The organism is Bacillus sp. FSL K6-3312 (assembly GCF_038007485.1).
GTDB classification, from domain to species: domain Bacteria; phylum Bacillota; class Bacilli; order Bacillales; family Bacillaceae; genus Bacillus; species Bacillus pumilus.
In genome coordinates this window covers 1695415-1714369 of record NZ_JBBOXI010000001.1, presented here as the reverse complement: position 1 = coordinate 1714369, position 18955 = coordinate 1695415, and the positions used below count along the sequence as shown (strand labels likewise).

19 protein-coding genes and 1 pseudogene are annotated in these 18955 nt (G+C 40.1%); 7 read left to right on the top strand and 13 right to left on the bottom strand.

What is annotated here, in order from left to right:
• Positions 1-53: 53 nt before the first annotated feature.
• Positions 54-1736: a formate--tetrahydrofolate ligase gene (locus tag MHI11_RS08800; RefSeq protein WP_340960866.1), complete on the bottom strand. Its 1683-nt coding sequence runs from the start codon at positions 1734-1736 to the stop codon at positions 54-56.
• 138 nt (positions 1737-1874) lie between these two features.
• Between MHI11_RS08800 and metA the strand changes: the two genes are divergently transcribed.
• Both metA and MHI11_RS08790 read left to right on the top strand, forming a co-directional pair.
• Positions 1875-2783, top strand: a complete 909-nt coding sequence (gene metA, locus MHI11_RS08795; RefSeq protein ID WP_044141161.1) for a homoserine O-acetyltransferase MetA — start codon at positions 1875-1877, stop codon at positions 2781-2783.
• 228 nt (positions 2784-3011) lie between these two features.
• Positions 3012-4163, top strand: coding sequence for a diglucosyl diacylglycerol synthase (locus MHI11_RS08790; protein ID WP_044141160.1), 1152 nt, complete (start codon positions 3012-3014; stop codon positions 4161-4163).
• A gap of 34 nt (positions 4164-4197) precedes the next feature.
• Here MHI11_RS08790 and MHI11_RS08785 read toward each other — a convergent pair whose 3' ends face one another.
• On the bottom strand, positions 4198-4899 hold the full coding sequence (locus MHI11_RS08785; protein WP_044141159.1) for an AIM24 family protein: 702 nt from the start codon (positions 4897-4899) through the stop codon (positions 4198-4200).
• Between the two features lie 262 nt (positions 4900-5161).
• Here MHI11_RS08785 and cspD point away from each other — a divergent pair, with 262 nt between their 5' ends.
• Positions 5162-5362 (top strand): cold-shock protein CspD, encoded by a 201-nt coding sequence (gene cspD / locus MHI11_RS08780; protein WP_003215784.1) that lies wholly within the window; start codon positions 5162-5164, stop codon positions 5360-5362.
• 45 nt (positions 5363-5407) lie between these two features.
• On the opposite strand, the gene MHI11_RS08775 is transcribed toward cspD, so the two are convergent.
• From MHI11_RS08775 to MHI11_RS08765, 3 genes are all read right to left on the bottom strand, one after another.
• On the bottom strand, positions 5408-5590 hold the full coding sequence (locus MHI11_RS08775) for a hypothetical protein (RefSeq protein ID WP_003215507.1): 183 nt from the start codon (positions 5588-5590) through the stop codon (positions 5408-5410).
• 169 nt (positions 5591-5759) lie between these two features.
• Entirely contained in the window at positions 5760-5942 is a 183-nt protein-coding gene (locus MHI11_RS08770; protein ID WP_003215998.1) for a zinc-finger domain-containing protein, read from the bottom strand.
• A 1-nt stretch (position 5943) separates the two neighbouring features.
• Entirely contained in the window at positions 5944-6615 is a 672-nt protein-coding gene (locus tag MHI11_RS08765; RefSeq protein WP_106065472.1) for a ribonuclease H family protein, read from the bottom strand.
• A gap of 94 nt (positions 6616-6709) precedes the next feature.
• Between MHI11_RS08765 and MHI11_RS08760 the strand changes: the two genes are divergently transcribed.
• From MHI11_RS08760 to MHI11_RS08750, 3 genes are read left to right on the top strand one after another with little or no spacing between them, the layout of a single operon-like run.
• Positions 6710-7399: a queuosine precursor transporter gene (locus MHI11_RS08760; RefSeq protein WP_003215661.1), complete on the top strand. Its 690-nt coding sequence runs from the start codon at positions 6710-6712 to the stop codon at positions 7397-7399.
• Position 7400: 1 nt separating this feature from the next.
• Positions 7401-7796 (top strand): reverse transcriptase-like protein, encoded by a 396-nt coding sequence (locus MHI11_RS08755; RefSeq protein ID WP_282061380.1) that lies wholly within the window; start codon positions 7401-7403, stop codon positions 7794-7796.
• A 44-nt stretch (positions 7797-7840) separates the two neighbouring features.
• Positions 7841-7966 carry a hypothetical protein gene (locus MHI11_RS08750; RefSeq protein WP_003215584.1) on the top strand — a complete coding sequence of 42 codons (126 nt, stop codon included), beginning with the start codon at positions 7841-7843 and terminating at the stop codon, positions 7964-7966.
• Between the two features lie 138 nt (positions 7967-8104).
• Here the strand turns inward: MHI11_RS08750 and MHI11_RS08745 are convergent, their stop codons facing one another.
• The 6 genes and pseudogenes from MHI11_RS08745 to MHI11_RS08720 all read right to left on the bottom strand — a co-directional run.
• On the bottom strand, positions 8105-8992 hold the full coding sequence (locus MHI11_RS08745) for a 5'-3' exonuclease (protein WP_340960865.1): 888 nt from the start codon (positions 8990-8992) through the stop codon (positions 8105-8107).
• A gap of 275 nt (positions 8993-9267) precedes the next feature.
• Complete coding sequence (locus MHI11_RS08740; protein ID WP_106065475.1) at positions 9268-9531, bottom strand: YpbS family protein; 264 nt, start codon at positions 9529-9531, stop codon at positions 9268-9270.
• Between the two features lie 41 nt (positions 9532-9572).
• Complete coding sequence (locus MHI11_RS08735; RefSeq protein ID WP_340960863.1) at positions 9573-13172, bottom strand: dynamin family protein; 3600 nt, start codon at positions 13170-13172, stop codon at positions 9573-9575.
• A gap of 304 nt (positions 13173-13476) precedes the next feature.
• On the bottom strand, positions 13477-13986 hold the full coding sequence (locus tag MHI11_RS08730) for an isoprenylcysteine carboxyl methyltransferase family protein (RefSeq protein WP_044141151.1): 510 nt from the start codon (positions 13984-13986) through the stop codon (positions 13477-13479).
• Positions 13983-15083: a type III polyketide synthase gene (locus MHI11_RS08725; RefSeq protein WP_340960860.1), complete on the bottom strand. Its 1101-nt coding sequence runs from the start codon at positions 15081-15083 to the stop codon at positions 13983-13985. The genes MHI11_RS08730 and MHI11_RS08725 overlap by 4 nt, the downstream gene beginning before the upstream one ends.
• Before the next feature lie 314 nt (positions 15084-15397).
• Positions 15398-15679 (bottom strand): annotated as a pseudogene (locus MHI11_RS08720) (IS5/IS1182 family transposase); the annotation flags it as partial.
• A 363-nt stretch (positions 15680-16042) separates the two neighbouring features.
• Between MHI11_RS08720 and MHI11_RS08715 the strand changes: the two are divergent.
• Positions 16043-16897: a polysaccharide deacetylase family protein gene (locus MHI11_RS08715; RefSeq protein WP_340960858.1), complete on the top strand. Its 855-nt coding sequence runs from the start codon at positions 16043-16045 to the stop codon at positions 16895-16897.
• A 62-nt stretch (positions 16898-16959) separates the two neighbouring features.
• On the opposite strand, the gene pbuX is transcribed toward MHI11_RS08715, so the two are convergent.
• Positions 16960-18279 carry a xanthine permease PbuX gene (gene pbuX, locus MHI11_RS08710; protein WP_340960857.1) on the bottom strand — a complete coding sequence of 440 codons (1320 nt, stop codon included), beginning with the start codon at positions 18277-18279 and terminating at the stop codon, positions 16960-16962.
• On the bottom strand, positions 18276-18860 hold the full coding sequence (gene xpt, locus MHI11_RS08705) for a xanthine phosphoribosyltransferase (RefSeq protein ID WP_003215672.1): 585 nt from the start codon (positions 18858-18860) through the stop codon (positions 18276-18278). Before xpt ends, pbuX begins: the two co-directional genes overlap by 4 nt.
• Positions 18861-18955: the final 95 nt, after the last annotated feature.

Sequence of the window (18955 nt, the reverse complement as noted above, 5' to 3'; positions counted from 1 at the left end):
CTTTTCCCTATCGTAACATGCTTCTTTTATAAAATCGCTTTTTATGCTTCCGGTTAAAAGAGTCCTGTCACACTGCCGTCTTCTAATAAATCCATCTCGAGCGCCGCTGGTTTTTTAGGTAATCCTGGCATTGTCAGAATGCTTCCGGTTAAAGCAACAATAAATCCTGCTCCTACAGATGGTTTTAACTCACGAATCGTAATGGTAAAACCTTTTGGTCTCCCAATTAAAGCTGGATCATCCGAAAGTGAATATTGCGTTTTTGCCATACACACCGGTAAATGCCCCCAGCCGTTTTCCTCGATGGCTGCCAGCTGCTTTCTTGCTTTTGAAGTGAGTGTGACCCCGTCTGCTCCGTAAACCACTTTGGCAACCTTAGATAATTTTTCTTCGATGGAATCATGCTCTTCATACAAATAGGAAAAGCTGTTCTTCTTCTTTTCAATAAGTGTTGCGAGTTCTTCGGCAAGTGCTGTCCCGCCTTCGCCACCTTCTTCCCATACATTCACAGCTTTGACTGGATGGTCATGTGCAAGGCACCAATCTTCTATCGCTTGAATCTCTTCTTTTGTATCAGTGATAAACCTGTTTATTGCGATAATGTACGGAAGACCGAAGGCTTGCACAGTTTCAATATGCTTTTCTAAATTATGTATACCTTTTAATACGGCTTGTGCATTCTCTTCTTTGAGTTCTGCTTTCTTCATTCCGCCATGCATCTTTAATGCTCTGACAGTCGCCACAATGACAACTGCACCAGGCTTGAAATCACCAGCTCTTGTTTTAATGTGCAGGAACTTTTCCGCTCCAAGATCTGCTCCAAATCCAGCTTCTGTTACGACATAATCGGCTAATTTCGCCGCCATTTTAGTTGCAATTAAACTATTACATCCATGGGCAATATTGGCAAAAGGACCGCCATGAACGAGGGCCGGAGTTCCTTCAATCGTTTGTACAAGATTCGGTTTGAGTGCGTCTTTTAAAAGTAACGTCAAAACACCTTCATATCCAAGTGCACCAACAGTGACTGGCTCCCCATCTTGATTATAGGCAACAACAATAGAAGAAAGACGTTTTTTCAAGTCGGTTAAGTCTTCTGCTAAACAAAGGATGGCCATCATTTCGGAGGCAACCGTGATGTCAAACCCGTCTTCTCTAGGATACCCATTTACCTGTCCACCAAGTCCGACAACGACCTGTCTTAAAGCACGATCGTTTAAATCAAGCACTCGCTTCCATACAATGCGGCGCGCGTCGATGCCAAGTTCATTTCCGTGATGGATATGGTTATCAATGAACGCAGATAAGGCATTATGTGCAGAAGTAATGGCATGAAAATCTCCTGTAAAATGAAGATTGATTTCTTCCATTGGTAGCACCTGTGAATATCCTCCACCTGCTGCACCGCCTTTTATGCCCATTGTAGGACCTAATGAAGGCTCTCGCATTGCAATGATTGCTTTTTTCCCTATTTTTTCAAAGGCTTGACCGAGCCCGACTGTGACGGTGGACTTCCCTTCACCTGCTGGCGTTGGATTGATCGATGTGACAAGGATCACATGTCCTTCTTTTTGTTCTTTTAAACGGTCAAAAATAGTCAAAGATATTTTCGCTTTTGTGAAACCATAGCATTCTAATTCTTCGTCATGTATTTGCAGCTTTGCTGCGATGTCTTGAATAGGTCTCAGCTTTGCCTTTTGGGCGATGTCAATATCTGATAAATGCTTTGTGATCATAAATAAACGGCCTCCTTTTTTTCGAGAAACAGCTTTGTTTTTGCTCTGTTTTTCATTGTAACATAATTGAAACATTGAAATATCGCCAGAAAGTTCCTATAATGAAGTGAAATTAGCTTTGATTCAGGGGGTGGCGAGTTGCCTATTAACATACCAGTTCATCTGCCGGCAAAACAAATACTAGAGAGCGAAAACATTTTCGTCATGGATGAGACAAGGGCATTCAAGCAAGATATCCGTCCTTTGAATATCGTGATCTTAAATTTAATGCCAAAAAAAATACAAACTGAAACGCAGCTGCTAAGAATGCTCGGAAATTCTCCTTTGCAAGTGTACTTTACGTTTTTGATTCCAAGTACGCATACACCGAAGAATACGTCGAGAGAGCATCTAGATGAATTTTATACGACCTTTGAATCGATTCGCCATAAGAAATTTGATGGAATGATCATCACCGGCGCACCAATTGAGCATTTAGCTTTTGAAGAAGTTTCCTATTGGAAAGAGCTGCAGGACATCTTGGACTGGAGTAAAACGAATGTGACGTCTACTCTTCACATTTGCTGGGGTGCACAGGCAGGCCTATATCACCATTATGGTATTGAGAAAATCAAGCTTGCTGAGAAAAAATTTGGTGTATTTGAGCATCTTGTGAAAGAGAAAAAAGAAAGATTAGTCAGAGGTTTCGATGAAGTATACTATGTCCCACATTCGAGGCATACAGATATTAATACAGAACAATTAAAAAACACGCCGAATTTAAAAGTATTGAGTGTCTCTGAAGAAGCGGGTGTTTGTTTAATTGTTTCAGATGATGATAAACAAGTATTTTTAACTGGACATCCTGAATATGATACGGACACATTGAAGCAGGAATATGAAAGAGATTTGTTGAAAGATGATACAGTCCAAAAACCTGTCCACTATTTTATAGAAGATGGTGACACATTAGCCCCAGTGAATCGATGGAAAGCCCATGCCACTTTACTGTTTATGAATTGGCTCAATTATTATGTTTATCAAGAAACACCATACATTTGGGAATAAAATAGACTGTAGTCTGATGATAAATGGCCAAAATGTGTTAAAATACAAATGGCTCTGTCTTCCATTATCAATTTAGTCTTGTTGTTTTTTAAAATTAGTTTAATTCTTTCGTAACGAATGATATGCTCTCGCTGTTTATATGTTATCTTTATGTATATGTAGACCTATGAGATTAATAGTTTTCGTACGAAGTTTTGTTGTTGTTGATTACATTTGAGGTGAATATTCTTGAATACCAATAAAAAAATATTAATCTTGACCGCAAATTATGGAAATGGACATATGCAGGTGGCTAAAACACTGTATGATGAGTGCAAATCCCAAGGCTTTGAGCATGTTGTAGTTTCTAATTTGTATCAAGAATCAAATCCCATTGTGTCGGAAGTGACTCAATATTTATACTTGAAGAGCTTTTCCATTGGGAAACAATTTTATCGCTTGTTTTATTACGGTGTAGATAAAATTTACAATAAACGCAAATTTAACATTTATTTAAAAATGGGAAATAAGCGTCTTGATGAACTTATTCAATTACACAATCCGGATATCATTATTATTACATTCCCGATGATTGTTGTTCCTGAATACCGGAACAAAACAGGAAAAGTCATCCCGACATTTAATGTCATGACAGATTTCTGTCTTCATAAGATTTGGGTACATGAAAACATCGACCGGTACTATGTTGCAACCGATTATGTGAAACAAAAATTAGTGGAAATCGGCACACATCCAAGCGATGTCAAAGTGACAGGCATTCCTATTAGACCACAATTTGAAGCAGACGTGCCAAAATCGAAGATTTATAAAAAATATGGATTATCATCAAACAAAAAAGTTCTTCTGATTATGGCCGGTGCTCATGGTGTACTGAAAAATGTCAAGGAATTATGTGAAGCGTTGCTTCTAGACAGTGAAGTACAAATTGTTGTTGTATGCGGAAAGAACGCAGCGCTGAAACAATCACTAAGCGATCTTGAACAAGCACATCCAGATCAATTGAAGGCGCTTGGATATGTGGAACAAATTGATGAATTGTTCAGAGTAACAGATTGTATGATCACAAAACCAGGTGGCATTACTTTAACAGAAGCAACTGCAATCGGCGTCCCAGTCATTCTTTACAAGCCTGTCCCTGGACAAGAAAAGGAAAATGCTCATTTCTTTGAAGATTATGGTGCAGCCATCGTCATCAACAGACATGAAGACATTTTAGAATCTGTGACCAACTTGCTTCAAGATGAAGAAAAGTTAGAAACCATGAAACAAAACATGAAAAATCTTCACTCAAAGCATTCTTCTCAAACCATTTTGGAAGATATCGTTGAGCAATCAGATCTCATCACGAATAACAAAACGTATGCTCGCGCATTATCATAAAAAGGTGCCCGTCAATGACGGACACCTTTTTTCTTTATCCTTGATTTCCATTTGTTGTGTACACTTCTTCAAACGGCTGCACGACAACAAATCCGCTTCCGCTAAATTTCATTTGAATAGACTCTCCGCTTCCTCTGCCAATAAAGGTTTTGAATGAAACATCTGTTACAAATTCAGTTTTTAAATCCCCTGACCATGCAACTGTCGCATTTGGATCTGTATAGACAGAGTCACCCGGCTGAACAATCAATGTGAGCGGCTCATAATGACTCGTAATCGCAGCAAGGCCTGGTCCTTCTAATTTGACATTAAATAATCCGCCTGCAATCATCCCTGACACTTTTTTCATCAATTTGATATCCCAGCGGACTGAAGGTTCAAATGCGAGCAAATCATTCCCATTTACAAAAATGGATTCGCCTTGAGCCAAACGAAGAATTGAAATTTTTTTGCCTTGATCTGCCACATATAATTTTCCATCACCTGTTGCCTTCATGAGTGAAGTGCCTTCTCCTGACAGCATTTTTTTGAACATCTTTGAGACGCCATGTTCAAACACGCCCTCACGTTCAAATTTGATTTTGCCTCGGTACGAAACCATGGAACCTGTTTTTGCCCAAATGGTATCAGTCAAATTAATTTCTAAAAGTCTTGGTGTTTCAAGTTCGAAGACCCCTTCTCCCTTATCTTCCTGCTGCGTATTCTGAACAAATTCTTCGAGTGTATAACGATTCATGATGATAGCACCTCTTTCTGTATTTTTTTTATATACGGACAAACTGTGCATAAAGTTTCAGAAAATGGGGACGGTTTAGCTATTATTGTTATTTGTCAAAAAAAATCAAACATTCTGCTCAAAATTTGGCTCTCCCGCTTGACGCTTTACTTTTGATGGTGTATAGTGGAACCATCATTTAACAACTGCAAAGTCGTTAGGTGATGAAAATTTTTTTTAGTATGCCAAAAGGTATGCTACAGTACTAGGAGGAAAAAGCAATATGCAAAACGGTAAAGTAAAATGGTTCAATAATGAAAAAGGTTTCGGCTTCATTGAAGTTGAAGGTGGAGACGATGTATTCGTTCACTTCACAGCTATCGAAGGTGACGGTTACAAGTCTTTAGAAGAAGGACAAGAAGTTTCTTTTGAAATCGTTGAAGGTAATCGTGGACCTCAAGCTGCAAACGTAACAAAAATCTAATCAACCAAATCAATGATGCAAAATAAAGAGAGGCTTATGCCTCTCTTATTTAATTTTCAGCTGAATTTCAATTGCTAAAATATTTTGCTTCAGTCGTTGTTCAATTTCAGAGATATCTTTTTCGAGAAAAGGTCTTCCCTTCTTTGCTACATCTACAAGTTGCTCTAGATCGCTGTACACCTCTTGAAATGTTCGATGTAATACCGTTTCGAACTCCTTATTATTCATACCGGCCTTCCCCTTTTCCTCTAATATCCGTCACTTAGTCAAAAAGTAACTCAACCAAAACTTTCTATAGTTATATCGGCTCATTTTTCGGAATATGTTCTTTTTTTACACATTCTATTCGTTTTTTTTCAAGAGTGAATGTTTGAGCAGGGAAAACCGGTGCGTCCGTTTATTTTTTGAGCAGAGTCTGACCATATTCTTTTATCTTCTCTCCAACGGTGCATTGCTGTATACAAAAGGAATGGGCGTATTTTTTGCCAAATTCTTTTCGAAAATGCTTCTTAATCAAACAATCTGAACAATACGTGTCTTGAAGATCGGTCAATTCTTGTACTGCTGTTTTTTTATCCACATTATTCAGCTCCGTCTGCTTCTAATTTCAAAGTACTTTCGATTGGGACGTCTGCAAGAATCTGTCTTGCAAGCTGATCCGCTTCTGCATTTTGTTTCCGATCGATGGCTTCATAGGTTGGCGTCAGCTTCAGCTCTTTTAAAGCCGCTTCAATTCGGTCAAGCCATTTGTTATGTACATCATCATAACAAGGCCATTCTCCTTTTAACTGATTCATGACAACAAGTGAATCTCCTCTAATCGTGACAGAATTTCTGCTTGCCCCCAGGTCTTTTAAAGCTTTCACTGCCTCAAATAAAGCCGCATACTCTGCTTCATTATTGGTGCTCCCTTGGAAAGACTGATTTTTTCTCAATCGATAAGCGTCTTTTCCTAGCTTATAGTAGATGACAATCCCAAGACCAGAGTCGCCTGTTTCTTTGTGAAAACTTGCATCAAAATAGACTTGAAGCTGATCCGGTTCAAGCTTTAATTCTTCATTTAGCTTTTCAAGTTCTTTTATAGACCACATAGCCCCTTTTTCATCTTCAAATGACAGAAGAGACTGGGGTTCTTTTTTGTCGATATGTTTTGCTAACCTCAAGGCCTCTTTTAGCTCCAACCAATCTTCTTGGTAAAAAGCAATGGACCCAATTGATTTCACTTTCATTGTGTAGTGTGCTCTTAATTTCATTGATCACATCGCCTTCCCGTGCTTTTAAGGTAAACATACGTTATGCTATAATCAAAAAGTTACATTTTACAATGAGAAAGGAAGTTCATGTCACTTGTTTAATGAAGGTATTTGGATCTTATTTGCGATCATTAATTTTATCATTGTTCTTCTATTTTATAAAGGATTTGGCAAGATGGGCCTTTTTGTCTGGATTGGCTTTGCGACGGTTGCCGCAAATTTACAAGTTGTCAAAACCGTTGAATTATTCGGCTTAACGGCAACACTTGGAAATATTTTATATGGCAGTGTGTTCTTTGCAACGGACGTATTGAATGAAAAATATGGACAAAATGAAGCGAGAAAAGCTGTCTGGATTGGTTTTGCCACCCTTTTAACACTAACTGTTGTCATGCAGGAAGCTTTGCTTTTCCACCCCGCCCCATCTGATATCTCACAATCATCGCTGGAAACCATATTTGGCTTTATGCCAAGGGTTGCACTTGGCAGTCTCGCTGCTTATATCATCAGTCAAATGCTAGATGTTTATGTATATTCGTTTATTCGCCGGATATTTCCTTCCGATGGCGCGCTCTGGGTGCGCAATGCCGGAAGTACGATGATTAGCCAGCTTCTTGATACATTGATTTTCACGACCATTGCCTTTCTTGGCACGTATCCATTTCATGTATGGATAGAAATCTTCATCACGACATATGTCATTAAATTTATCGTCGCTGCAATTGCAACACCTTACGCGTATGCAGCGAAAAAAATGGTTCCGCTTGATGAAAGGGTGAAATGATGTGCCTGCAGAAATATACATTGACGGTGCCAGTGCAGGGAATCCAGGTCCCTCTGGCATCGGCATTTTCATCAAATATGATGGAAAGGCTGAATCCTTTTCCATTCCTCTTGAACCCATGAGCAATCACGAAGCAGAATTTTCTGCTCTGATCGAGGGGATGAAAATATGCGTAGAAAAAGGATTGCGTACCGTTTCATTTCGAACAGATTCACAAGTAGTTGACCGGGCAGCGAATGCAGGATTTGCTAAAAATCCAGCCTTTCAGCACTTTATCAAAGAGATGATCGAGCTTCAAAGCCAGTTTGATTTATTTTTTATTAAATGGATTCCGAGTAAGGAAAATCAAGTAGCAGATCAGCTCGCTAGAAAAGCGATTCACCTATCTAAAGGATGAATCGCTTTTTTTCGGTTATGCTAATGTGTGTGAGGTGATACTGATTGGATAAAGAAAATAAAGGTCGTGTCACAAATGGGACAACCCCACAAGGTGATGCGCAAACAAAAGATAAACAGCCACTATCGCAGCTGGAAAATAGAGCGAAGAAAAGCAATACAAAAAGATGAACCTTTCAGCGTGATAGAAAACCTTTGCAGTCTAGGAAGGCCGAGTACCGGAGCGGATCGAATTGAACATTCGTGAGCACCGAAGCGCAGACCTGACACCGAATGCGAGGGTTTGTCTACACGCTAAAGAGATCGGCTTTAGCTGATCTCTATTGTACTTAAACGATTCATCATCGGTTCGATTCCTTTGATTTGATGGTGCCTCAGCATAGCAGCAGCACGTTCTTGATTGATGTTCATTTTCGTCTTATCCATTGGACAGCTGAGCGGGACATCACATTTAATCTCTGCCAATAGACGAGAAAGCTTCAAATCTTCTAATCCTGCTTGCATTTTTTTTTGCTGTGCAGCCGTTAGTTCATGGACATTTTCTAACAAACCGTCAATCGTTTCATATGTTTGAATAAATTTTAAAGCAGTTTTTTCTCCGATTCCTTTGACACCTGGATAATTATCACTTGCATCACCCATGAGTGCTTTCATATCGATGAGTGCCTTTGGCGAGATTCCCATTTCCTCTTCAAATAAGGCTTTTGTATAATGCTTATAATTGCCAATTCCTTTTTGCATCAAGGCAACAGTCACTTGTTCATTCAAAATTTGCAGCAAATCTTTGTCACCAGTTAGGACAGTCACGCGTGCTTCTTTTTCGTAAAGCGCAGCAAGTGTACCAATACAATCGTCTGCTTCAAAGCCCTTTAAACCAATGTTCACAATTCCTAGTTCTTCTGTAGCCTCTTTTGCTAAATCGAATTGCGGAATGAGCTCGACAGGCGCCTCTCCTCGATTCGCTTTATAATCTTGAAACAATTCGTTTCGATAGGTTTGGCTTCCCATATCCCAGCAGCACACAATATGAGTTGGCTCAAATGTCTGTACAGCTGTTAATAAGTGCTTCAAATAGCCATTGACTCCATTTGTCGGCACACCGTGGTCATTTATCATAAAATTGCGATGGACAGCCGTTGCATAAAACGATCTGAACAAAAGCGCCATTCCATCTACAAGCAGTACGTGTTTATTCATTCTTATAAACTCCCTTTTTCAAAACAATACTCCTATTCTATCACAGAACGCAAAACTAGACATGAAAAAGGCGCCTTCTTCTTTTAGAAAAGAAGAGGCAGCCCGTTTACTTTTGACCGTATTGCATTTTTTTCGACTCTGCTTCTACATAGGACGGCATTTCTTTTTGTTTAGGGTCACGCTCATCCTGCTGCTTTGTCTGTTGCTTTTTTTTCATGATCATTCCCCTTTCTCGGTACATTCATTAAGATGACCAAAAAAGAGAGATTTACTCTTTACTTCTGTTTCTGCTCGACATACTCCCTGACCATATCATTCGTCACATGCTTACGCAGCGGAACAATACCGCCTCGTGCAAGCTCATTCATCTTCGACGTAATGGCGTTGATCTCGTCTGTTGTAAATGGCTCGTTTTGCTCACATTTGACGACAGCCGTCTCTATTGCTTGTTCTCTTTTCTGTTCAAGCTCAAGAAAGGACTGAATATGAGCATGCTGCTTTTGTGAGTGTGCTGAAATCTCTTCGTGTACGCTCGTCATTTTCTATCAACTGCTTTCTTTTTTATTTAGTCTACCATGAATCAAATGGTTTTCAACTGGTTCTTCCATTCGGTTGTTTGTTCATAAACTTGTTCAATAACCGCCTGCTCTTTGGCATCTGTCGTTAGGCTCGTGATAAATGTTTGTTTTTGTTCACTTAGCTGCTCGAGCGCTTCTGTTTCATATCTTTCCGTAGACGTCTTCACCATCATGTCGTACCTGCTCAGTAATTCTTCTTTTTCTTTATCAGCCCATTTCGTGGTTAACTGATGAAGAATGTCTCGAATCGCTTCAATAAACGCAGCCTTTCCATTCAGTTCAAAGAAAGCTTTCGCTGATTTTTGTTTCTTTAAGAGCGGTTCGAATGGCGTTAGTTCAGCTTCGACTTCAATTTGTTTCAGCTCAGCATTTTTCTCTTCTGGCGGCGACAGTGAGAGAGAAAAGTAAGGGTCTTCTGCACATGCCGCCTGCAATCCTTTCTCCCACTCCTCTTGGAAGTATTGATGAATAAACGATTCCATCCGGATATCAAGTGCCTTTAACTCCTGTACAAATTCAAATTCATAATCCTTTAGTGCCTTCTCAAGTGCTTTTTTCAATTGCTGTCCGAAATTTCCTTGAGATATTCCAGGATAAAAGGCTGTCTTCAACAAATCATTCGCAAATAGTGATAGGCGCTGCACAATATGATAGAGCTGTTCATGTAAGTCCTTTTTCACGCTTTCTGTCACTAGCTTAGATTGTTTAATATGACTCATTTGATCAAGAATTGCTTCATAGGATGCGTTTATCTTTTTCTTTTCCTCTTGCTTCTCATCTTCTGACTGATGCAGCGTCGCATGCAGTTTGTCGACTGTTCTACATAACGTACGTGCTTCAAAATACAACAGCTCGATCGCATCTTTCGTTAATTCTTCCTCTATAAAATAATCGAGCTGCTTTCTAAGCTTTGCGTATTGATTATAAGTTGTCTCTCCCTTTCCTTCGATCTCTTCCTTACTGGACACATGATGAAGGTTTGGGTTTCTTATGCCTTCTTTTGTGAGCTCATTTTTTACATAGTCAAAGACGGTGTCAAGCTCTGCTTGATCCTTTGCGAGATCAGCTGCATTGATAATAAAGAACATTTTATCCATGCTAAATGAATCTTTTACAAGCCCAAGCTTACGTAAAAATGACCGATCTGCCTTCGAAAAAGAGTGCTGGTAGTAAGTTAAATAAAGAAGCGCATCTGCATCCTTCATATATTGAAAAGCGATCTCTGTATGACGCTTATTCATACTGCTAGCGCCTGGCGTATCAACAATAGTCAGCCCTTTATCTGTTAGAGGTGTACTCAAATAAACCGTCACTTCCTTCACCACACAAGAAACAGCTTCTTCCGCCACATATGGCCTCAGTTCTTGAAGGGTGACATGAAGCGGCGTTTGCTTCGTAATCTGATCAACGAAACGGGTATGTGCTTGTAAAAAATGTTCAACAATGACGCGGTGATCTTGTTCAAGCTGTCTTTTTTTGAGCGTTCGTTTGAGCTTGGATGTAAACGTCTCCCCTTTTTCTTCTGAGATCGGAAATCCTAGGATCTGATTGAGCTCCTCAAATATATCCTGTTCGGTTTTGAATACCACTTTGACACTTTCATGCGGGTGATCTTCCGTCGGCCGCGTCAGCTTGTTAATGGTTGCCGTTGTTGGTGTGGGAGAGGATGGCAGCACCTTTCTCCCGACGAGGGCATTTGCAAAGGAAGATTTCCCCGAACTAAAAGCCCCAAATAAAGCGAGTGTGAATTCTTTCGCTTGCAGCCGTTTTGTTCGTTTTTCAAAAGACTTTCTTTGAGATTGGAGCGCATCTAATGGCAATAAAATCTGAGAAAGCTGTTCAAACTGGTCAATCGACTGTGCCGTCGTGACATGCTGTGACTGACGCATTTGAGGTTGATCAATCTGCTTGTTCGGTTTTTCTTGGTCGCTCTCAGCAGGATGAATGGTCGCTTGCTCCTGCTTTAGCAGATCATGCTGCATTTGTCTCTTTTTCGTATAAAACCAATCTTCTTCGATCTGTTCATCCGTTCCATTTTGCCAAATATCCCATACATGCTGAATATCTCGCTTCATTTGTTCATTTTTTCTGGTGCATTGCTCGAGTGTTTGGAGCTCTTTTGCAGACTGAGCCCATTTTTCTTGCTGCTCTGCTTTATCTTCCATAAGCTTGGCTTTCAGCGACTCCACCATTTGTTCAATCAGTGGCATCGCTTGCTGCTTAGCCTGTCTTCTCAAGGCTTCGCCAGCATCTTTTGCATATTGCAGTACGTATTCATTGGAGAACGTTGCTCCATGATGAATCACACTTTCAAGAAGTGATTCTTGTACAGGTGTTTCAAACGCCATCACTTGATTTAATAACTCTTCACCAAGTTGATGTTTCTTGACTTCTTTTTTTAGTAGCTCAGCAATATGCCAGTCCACTTCTGCCTTCATTCTCGCTTTAACATCTGTTAAGAAGTCAGTTGCGCGTTTTTCTTTTTCCTGCTCAGTTTTATTTTTAGCAAAAAGCAGTCCCACTTTAAAGCCAGATGCTTTTGATTCAATATAGTCGCTTGCGAGTTCTCTCATTTTAAATGGCGTTAGGTTGGCATTTTTCAAAATGCTCTCGACTTCAGTAGATACTTCTTCTTCTAACTGTTTGGCTCCATTTTCAATGAAGTGATTTTTCGCTTCCAATTCATTTACTTCTTTTCTTTTTTCTTGGAGCTGTAACCCAAGCTCCTCACCTTGCAGGTCTTCTTTTAACGAGTCAATGTGTTCTTTTAAGACATGCTCAATTTTCTGCTCCGTATAAGCCCGAAGTGATGCTTTCGGCAACGTCTGTAATTCTTGCAGTTTTTTGATTAAACGAATCATTTCATTTCTTGGATGCGTCTCATCGGTTACAGATGTAAAGTATAGATGATCTTCTTCAATGCCTTCTTTAAGGAGCATGTCAACCACTTGATTTTTGTAGTCTTCAAATGCTGTTTCATGCTCATCATGCCGGTCCACTTGATTCACGATGAAATAAAGATTTGGCACTTTTTCTTTAATGGAGCGAATGAAACGAATGTTTTCTTCAGAATGAACATGGTTGTAGTGAACGACATAAAAAAGAGCATCTGCTTGATGAAGAATAGACGCAGCAGACATAAAGTGGGCATGATCCGTTGAATCAATTCCTGGCGTATCAATCAGTGCCACCTTTTCTTCAAGGCCTATATAGTCACCGCTAATTTCCACCATCTCAATCTGTTCTCCATCCTTACAGAAACGCTGTACTGCTTCTTTATCATAAGAACCGCTCATTTTTGCAAAACGGCCATCAGAGGTGTGAAGCTGCACTTCACTTTCCCCTTTCCTCACGACGACCAAGTTTGCACTTGTTGGGATTGGACTCGTTGGCAAAATGTGATCATGAAGCAGATGATTCACAAGTGATGACTTTCCAGCAGAATAGTGGCCGGTAAATGCGATATATACTTCTTCTTCTGCTTCCTTTTTGATAATCGATGCAAGTTTGGCAGCGCGCTCATGATCATCCCTTTTGAGAAGGCTTTGATATAAAGCGCCTGTAGTTTGAACGAGCGAATCTCGAATAGACAAGTCTTTCATGACGATAAACCCCTTTGTTTTTAGAAAAGTCAGTTATGTATGTGATACCATTTTACACAAAATAAAGAGAATTTTCTTCTCATCTGAGGAAATAAAAAAATCTGCTGCCCGATCAGTCGCAATTGACTGAAATCAGGAAGCAGATTTTTTGGACACACCTTTTAATACGAAGCCAATTAATAGGCTATATACACACACCGTACCGAGTAAGAATATCATTGTCGTGTGATCACCGTCCATCCTTCATGATTGAGAATGCTTATCATTAATGAAAGTGTAGCACAATTGATAATGATTTTCAATATTAATTTAGCAAATACTGATTTAATGCTTTCTCCTCTGTTTGAATTCGTACAGCCATCATCCATGCATTTAAACATGTAAACAAAATGGCAGTCACATACGCTTCAAACAATAGCGGGATCAGCAAAAGCTCAATCGCCACGACTACATAGTTAGGGTGTTTCAACCAGCGATACGGACCTTTTTTTACAATCATTGCGTTTGGCACGACTAAAATTTTCGTATTCCAGTACGTCCCAAGGGAGCACAATGCCCAGTACCGAATGAGCTGTGTAGCCATCAGGAAAAGGAGCAGTACAAGAAAATACTGGGATGGCCCTTTATGTAAAAGCCTTATCTCAACTATAAGTGAGAGAAAAAAAGCCATATGCATAGCCACCATATAGGGATAATGACCAGCACCAAATTCTATGGCACCTATTGCTTTTACTTTCTTTTCATTTCTTTTCGCCACAAGCATCTCAATGAGCCTCTGACAAACGAAGAAACCGATGACAAGCCAAATGATCATGATAAGACCTCCTCCCACTTCATAAGCAGCAGCTCTGAGGAAAAGCCCGGACCAAGCGCACCGCAAAGGCCCATCTCCCCCGCTTCAGCTGATTGATGTTTTAGGAAATGCTTGATGACATACAAAACTGTGGCAGAGGACATATTTCCGTGTTGTTTGAGTACTTCTTTTGAAGAAAACAGCTGATCCTCTCGTAAAGATAGACTTTCAACGTAGGCATCAATCACTTTTTTTCCTCCAGGATGGGCTAGAAATACGGATAAGTCATTAGTTGAATATCCTTGCTCCTCTAAAAATTGATCCACCTGCTCTTTTAACCAGCCGGAAATCATAGACGGAATGTCGCGGGAAAAAATAACCCGAAAGCCGTCACTTGTAAAGTCCCAGCCCATCACATCCTCAGAATCTTTCATCGTGACGGATTGCGTGCTTAATACTTTAGGGACCGTTTTTAAATGGGCATATTCAAGAGCAGCTTTTTCTCCAGCTAAAAGAACCGCTGCCGTCCCGTCTCCAAACAAGGAGGTGCCAATTAAATTGCTTTTTGATTGATCTTGCGGCTGAAAAGTTAAACTGCACAGCTCACAGGCAACGACAAGTACCTTTGCTTCTGGAAATGCCCTTATGTATTCATAAGCCCGAGACAGCCCTGCCGCACCGCCCCCACACCCTAAGCCCCAGATCGGTACTCGTTTCGTATAAGGAGAAAAAGGAAGGACGTTCATGAGCTTTGCATCAAGGCTTGGGGTTGATAAGCCGGTACTTGAAATAAAAAACAATGCATCAATCTCTTCAACCGGGACTGTTTTTTTTAGAAACGCCTTCTCTTGAAGACAATGTATGATCGCTTCCTTTGCATGAGTCAATGCCTTTTCCAAATAGATATTGTTTTTCTCTTCAAAAGAGTGGTGCGTCTGATACCATTCAATGGGCTGAACAAATTGCCTGCTCTCAATTTCTCCATTTTGAAAAGCTCTCAGCAGGCGGTCAATATCTTTAAACGATCGTTTAAATTGAGACCTTGCAAATTCGGCAGCGGTTTTCTGATCCACGTGATGCTTCGGGTGACTCGTTCCAACTGAAAGAATATACGCCATCGGCTTCACCTCTTTTTTCGGTTAATATCCCCTATCGAAAAAAGGATATACATGCCAAATCGTCACAATTCAGTCAAAATATTTTCCTCCGTCTAACTTTTTGTCTTGACGACAATTGATAAATATTGGATAATATAGGTGAAAACATGATGTAGTTTTCCTCCTTCACAGGTTCGTTCCAAGCCAAGCGAACCTGCTTTTTTTATGCAAAAAAACACCTCTAAAAGAGAAGTGCAGACCGTAGACAAACCCCACCTTTACTTCAAGTAAAAGTGGGGTTTTCACATAATTATAAAGGGGTACGCTGGACATTCAGCATCTACCGTGTCTACATTTAGTTTTCCGATTTTCTCTGTCACCTGTTTTACGAGTGAATCTAACATACGAGTATCATGAACATTGCCACCTGTGACCAGTGATCCAAAAATAAATCCTTTTGAATCACAAGCTGTATGAAAGGAATAAGCAAATGACTTTTCACGTTCACCTTTTACATAGTAGCCAATCTCTGATTCAGTTGTACTGACTTTGATCTCTTTTGTTTCTTCTTTATTTTGTAGGGGTAAGAGCTTTTCTCCATGTTTTTCGCGATTGATAGCCTCTATCTCCAATATCCACATGAGCATCCTTTTTTTCAATGAAATCGTCATTATACAACACTTTCATACGGAACCTCCCTTCGCTTCGCATTAACGGTTAAATCTGATGCTATCTTAGCGTATACATATCAACGTTTCGATCATTATTCAGAATGATTTCATTTAAACATGAATGGATCACCCTTTTTTCTGATCAATACAAATCAATAACCATAAAATGCTAATTTATTTGATTATTATATATAAAAAGGTGTTTTTTTCCTGTATACTTAATCAATATGAACACCATGAAAAACAGTGAAAAAAGATAGAATCTACTACATGATTCGGCACAAAATTTAATTGACTGGAGTGATTGTAATGAAAAAGGTGTCCAAAAAACAGACACCCTACAACACGATACTTCTCTCGAAGATAATTGGTTTAGTGCTTCTTACACTGTTTCTCTTTTTTATATGGAATATGTCTAAACCCCATTTGCAGGCGACACATGGGCAAGCAAAAATTGTTGCCAACAGTGACTTCCGAGACACAAGCATCAGTCTGAAAGCAAAAGATCATTCTACAAGAACATTGGATACACATGTTAAGACCAATCCAAACCAACAGACAACGAATAAAACCGTCTTTTTAACATTTGATGATGGTCCTTCTGCTACATCAAATCAGCTGTTAAATGTATTAAAAGCACATCACGTGAAGGCGACATTCTTCATGCTTGGACCGCAAATCCAAGCACACCAAGCAGCTGTGAAAAGACTTTATCAAGAAGGACATCAATTAGGGCTTCATGGCATGACGCATGATATAAACCGCTTTTATCAGAACAGTGAGTCTCCCGCAAATGAAATGAGAGAAGCTCAGCGCATTCTTGCTTCTGTTACAGGCGTTTACACCCGTCTTGTGAGAACACCCTATGGCAGTGTTCCAAATTTAACATATCATCAAAAAGTACGTTTAAACCAAAATGGCTTTATTTACTGGGATTGGACGATTGATAGCCTTGACTGGAGATATAAAAACTCACAATATGTTCCAGAGGTATTGAATCAACTTCAAATGTTTGAGAAAAATAAACCATGGGAACCAAAAGTTATTTTAATGCATGATCAACCCTCTACCACAAACTATTTAGATAGCCTGATTACACAGCTAAAAGCAAGGGGCTATACATTTGCAGTCATTAACGAAACAATGCAACCGGTACAACATTAATAGCGCTAATCACAACAAGCCCGTATCCAAAAGATGCGGGCTTTCAGCTCCAAGGGAAGTGTTTACACAACAGATTTCTTAGGCTCTTCCATCAGGTCCTGCCCGGTTTCTTTTTTAAAAGGAATCATGTGATAAATAATATGAAGCAAAATAGCGGTAAAGCTGCCGGCCACGATGCCATTACTTGTTAATAATTTGATTGATTCTGGCAGATGCTCAAACATTTGCGGCACAACGGTGACACCTAAACCGATCCCCACTGAGCATGCAACAATCAGTAGGTTTTCCTGTTTGGCAAAATCCACGCGCGAGAGCATTTTAATACCGTAGGCAATGACCATCCCAAACATGGCAACCATTGCGCCGCCAAGAACTGACTTTGGAATAATCGTCGTAAATGCAGCAATTTTAGGAAAAAGTCCAAATAACATGAGCAATGCGCCTGTCACAACGATAACTTGATTTTTCTTGACCCCTGTCAACTGGATCAACCCAACGTTTTGCGAGTAGGCTGTGTAAGGAAAAGCATTAAAGATACCACCTAATAACACAGCAATCCCTTCTGCGCGATAGCCTTTCGCTAAGTCCTTCTCTTTTAATGAGCGGTTTGTTAAATCACCTAGTGCGAAATAAACACCTGTTGATTCGACTAATGACACAATCGCCACTAACGTCATCGTCATAATCGGTGCAAATTCAAAGGTAGGCATGCCAAAATAAAATGGTTCAATCATGCGGAAAACTTGTGCGTTCGCCACCTCAGCTGTTTCCACTTTCCCCATAAATGCAGCGACGGCTGTCCCAAGAAGAATACCGATTAAAATGGCGATCGCCTTCATAAAACCTGTTGTGAATCGATAGAGCAGCACAATGATAAACAGCACAAGGAAGGCGAGACCTAGATTTTCAAAAGAACCATAATCAGCACTTCCTTCTCCTCCTGCCATATTGTTCATCGCTACTGGAATAAGGGTTATGCCAATAATGGTGACGACAGACCCTGTCACGACAGGTGGGAAAAATTTCACAAGCTTCCCAAAGAAAAAGGAAAACAGAATGATAATAGACCCCGAAGCGATAATACTTCCATAGATAGACGAAATTCCGTATTTAGAGCCAATCGCAATCATAGGAGAAACCGCAGTAAATGTACAACCTAATACAACAGGCAAACCGATACCAAAGAAACGGTTTTTCCAAACTTGAAGGAGCGTGGCAGCCCCGCACATGAAAATATCTGCTGAGATTAAGTAAGTCAGTTGTGCAGGTGTGAGGCCGAGTGCATCTCCCACAATGAGCGGCACAAGAACGGCACCTGCATACATCGCCAGCACATGCTGAATCCCTAGCGAGAGTGTTTTCGCTTTTTTAGCAGCACTCATGATTGTACCTCTCGTACAAACGTGACTTTCCCTTCCTCAAGTGATTCAATCCGTGCAAGGGATTCGACGCGGTAGCCCATTTGAACAAGCGCATCTCTTCCTGGCTGGAATGACTTTTCAATGACAATGCCAAATCCGGCTACTTTTGCCTTCGCCTGCTTTGCGATTGCCGCAAGTCCTTTAGCGGCTTCACCGTTCGCCAAAAAGTCATCAATGATTAATACACAATCTTTTTCACCGAGATGCGTATTTGAGACAGCGATCGTGCTTTCTACTTTTTTTGTAAAAGAGTACACACTCGCTGTTAATAGGTTTTCTGTTAGTGTTAGTGATTGACGTTTTCGAGCAAAAACAACGGGTACTTGAAGAGCTAGTCCAGCCATCACAGCAGGTGCAATGCCCGAAGATTCGATTGTGATAATTTTTGTAATGCCATCATGCTTGAATAATCTAGCAAACTCTTGCCCGATCTCATGCATTAAGACAGGATCAATTTGATGATTTAAAAAGGCATCAACCTTTAACACTTGATTTGACAGAACGATTCCTTCGTTCTCAATTTTTTGACGTAACAATTCCATCATTCTTCCTCCCAGCATATTGGCAAATATTTTCATTTTTCGCATAAAAAAAGCATTGCTGTCCATGAGGAGCAAGCAATGCGAAAACGATCCAC

Coding starts and splice junctions, on each gene's coding strand:
- MHI11_RS08800 (WP_340960866.1), bottom strand. CDS start 1,736: ATGATCACAAAGCATTTATCAGATATTGACATCGCCCAAAAGGCAAAG.
- MHI11_RS08785 (WP_044141159.1), bottom strand. CDS start 4,899: ATGAATCGTTATACACTCGAAGAATTTGTTCAGAATACGCAGCAGGAA.
- cspD (WP_003215784.1), top strand. CDS start 5,162: ATGCAAAACGGTAAAGTAAAATGGTTCAATAATGAAAAAGGTTTCGGC.
- MHI11_RS08775 (WP_003215507.1), bottom strand. CDS start 5,590: ATGAATAATAAGGAGTTCGAAACGGTATTACATCGAACATTTCAAGAG.
- MHI11_RS08765 (WP_106065472.1), bottom strand. CDS start 6,615: ATGAAATTAAGAGCACACTACACAATGAAAGTGAAATCAATTGGGTCC.
- MHI11_RS08745 (WP_340960865.1), bottom strand. CDS start 8,992: ATGAATAAACACGTACTGCTTGTAGATGGAATGGCGCTTTTGTTCAGA.
- MHI11_RS08740 (WP_106065475.1), bottom strand. CDS start 9,531: ATGACGAGCGTACACGAAGAGATTTCAGCACACTCACAAAAGCAGCAT.
- MHI11_RS08735 (WP_340960863.1), bottom strand. CDS start 13,172: ATGAAAGACTTGTCTATTCGAGATTCGCTCGTTCAAACTACAGGCGCT.
- MHI11_RS08730 (WP_044141151.1), bottom strand. CDS start 13,986: ATGATCATTTGGCTTGTCATCGGTTTCTTCGTTTGTCAGAGGCTCATT.
- MHI11_RS08725 (WP_340960860.1), bottom strand. CDS start 15,083: ATGGCGTATATTCTTTCAGTTGGAACGAGTCACCCGAAGCATCACGTG.
- MHI11_RS08715 (WP_340960858.1), top strand. CDS start 16,043: ATGAAAAAGGTGTCCAAAAAACAGACACCCTACAACACGATACTTCTC.
- pbuX (WP_340960857.1), bottom strand. CDS start 18,279: ATGAGTGCTGCTAAAAAAGCGAAAACACTCTCGCTAGGGATTCAGCAT.
- xpt (WP_003215672.1), bottom strand. CDS start 18,860: ATGGAATTGTTACGTCAAAAAATTGAGAACGAAGGAATCGTTCTGTCA.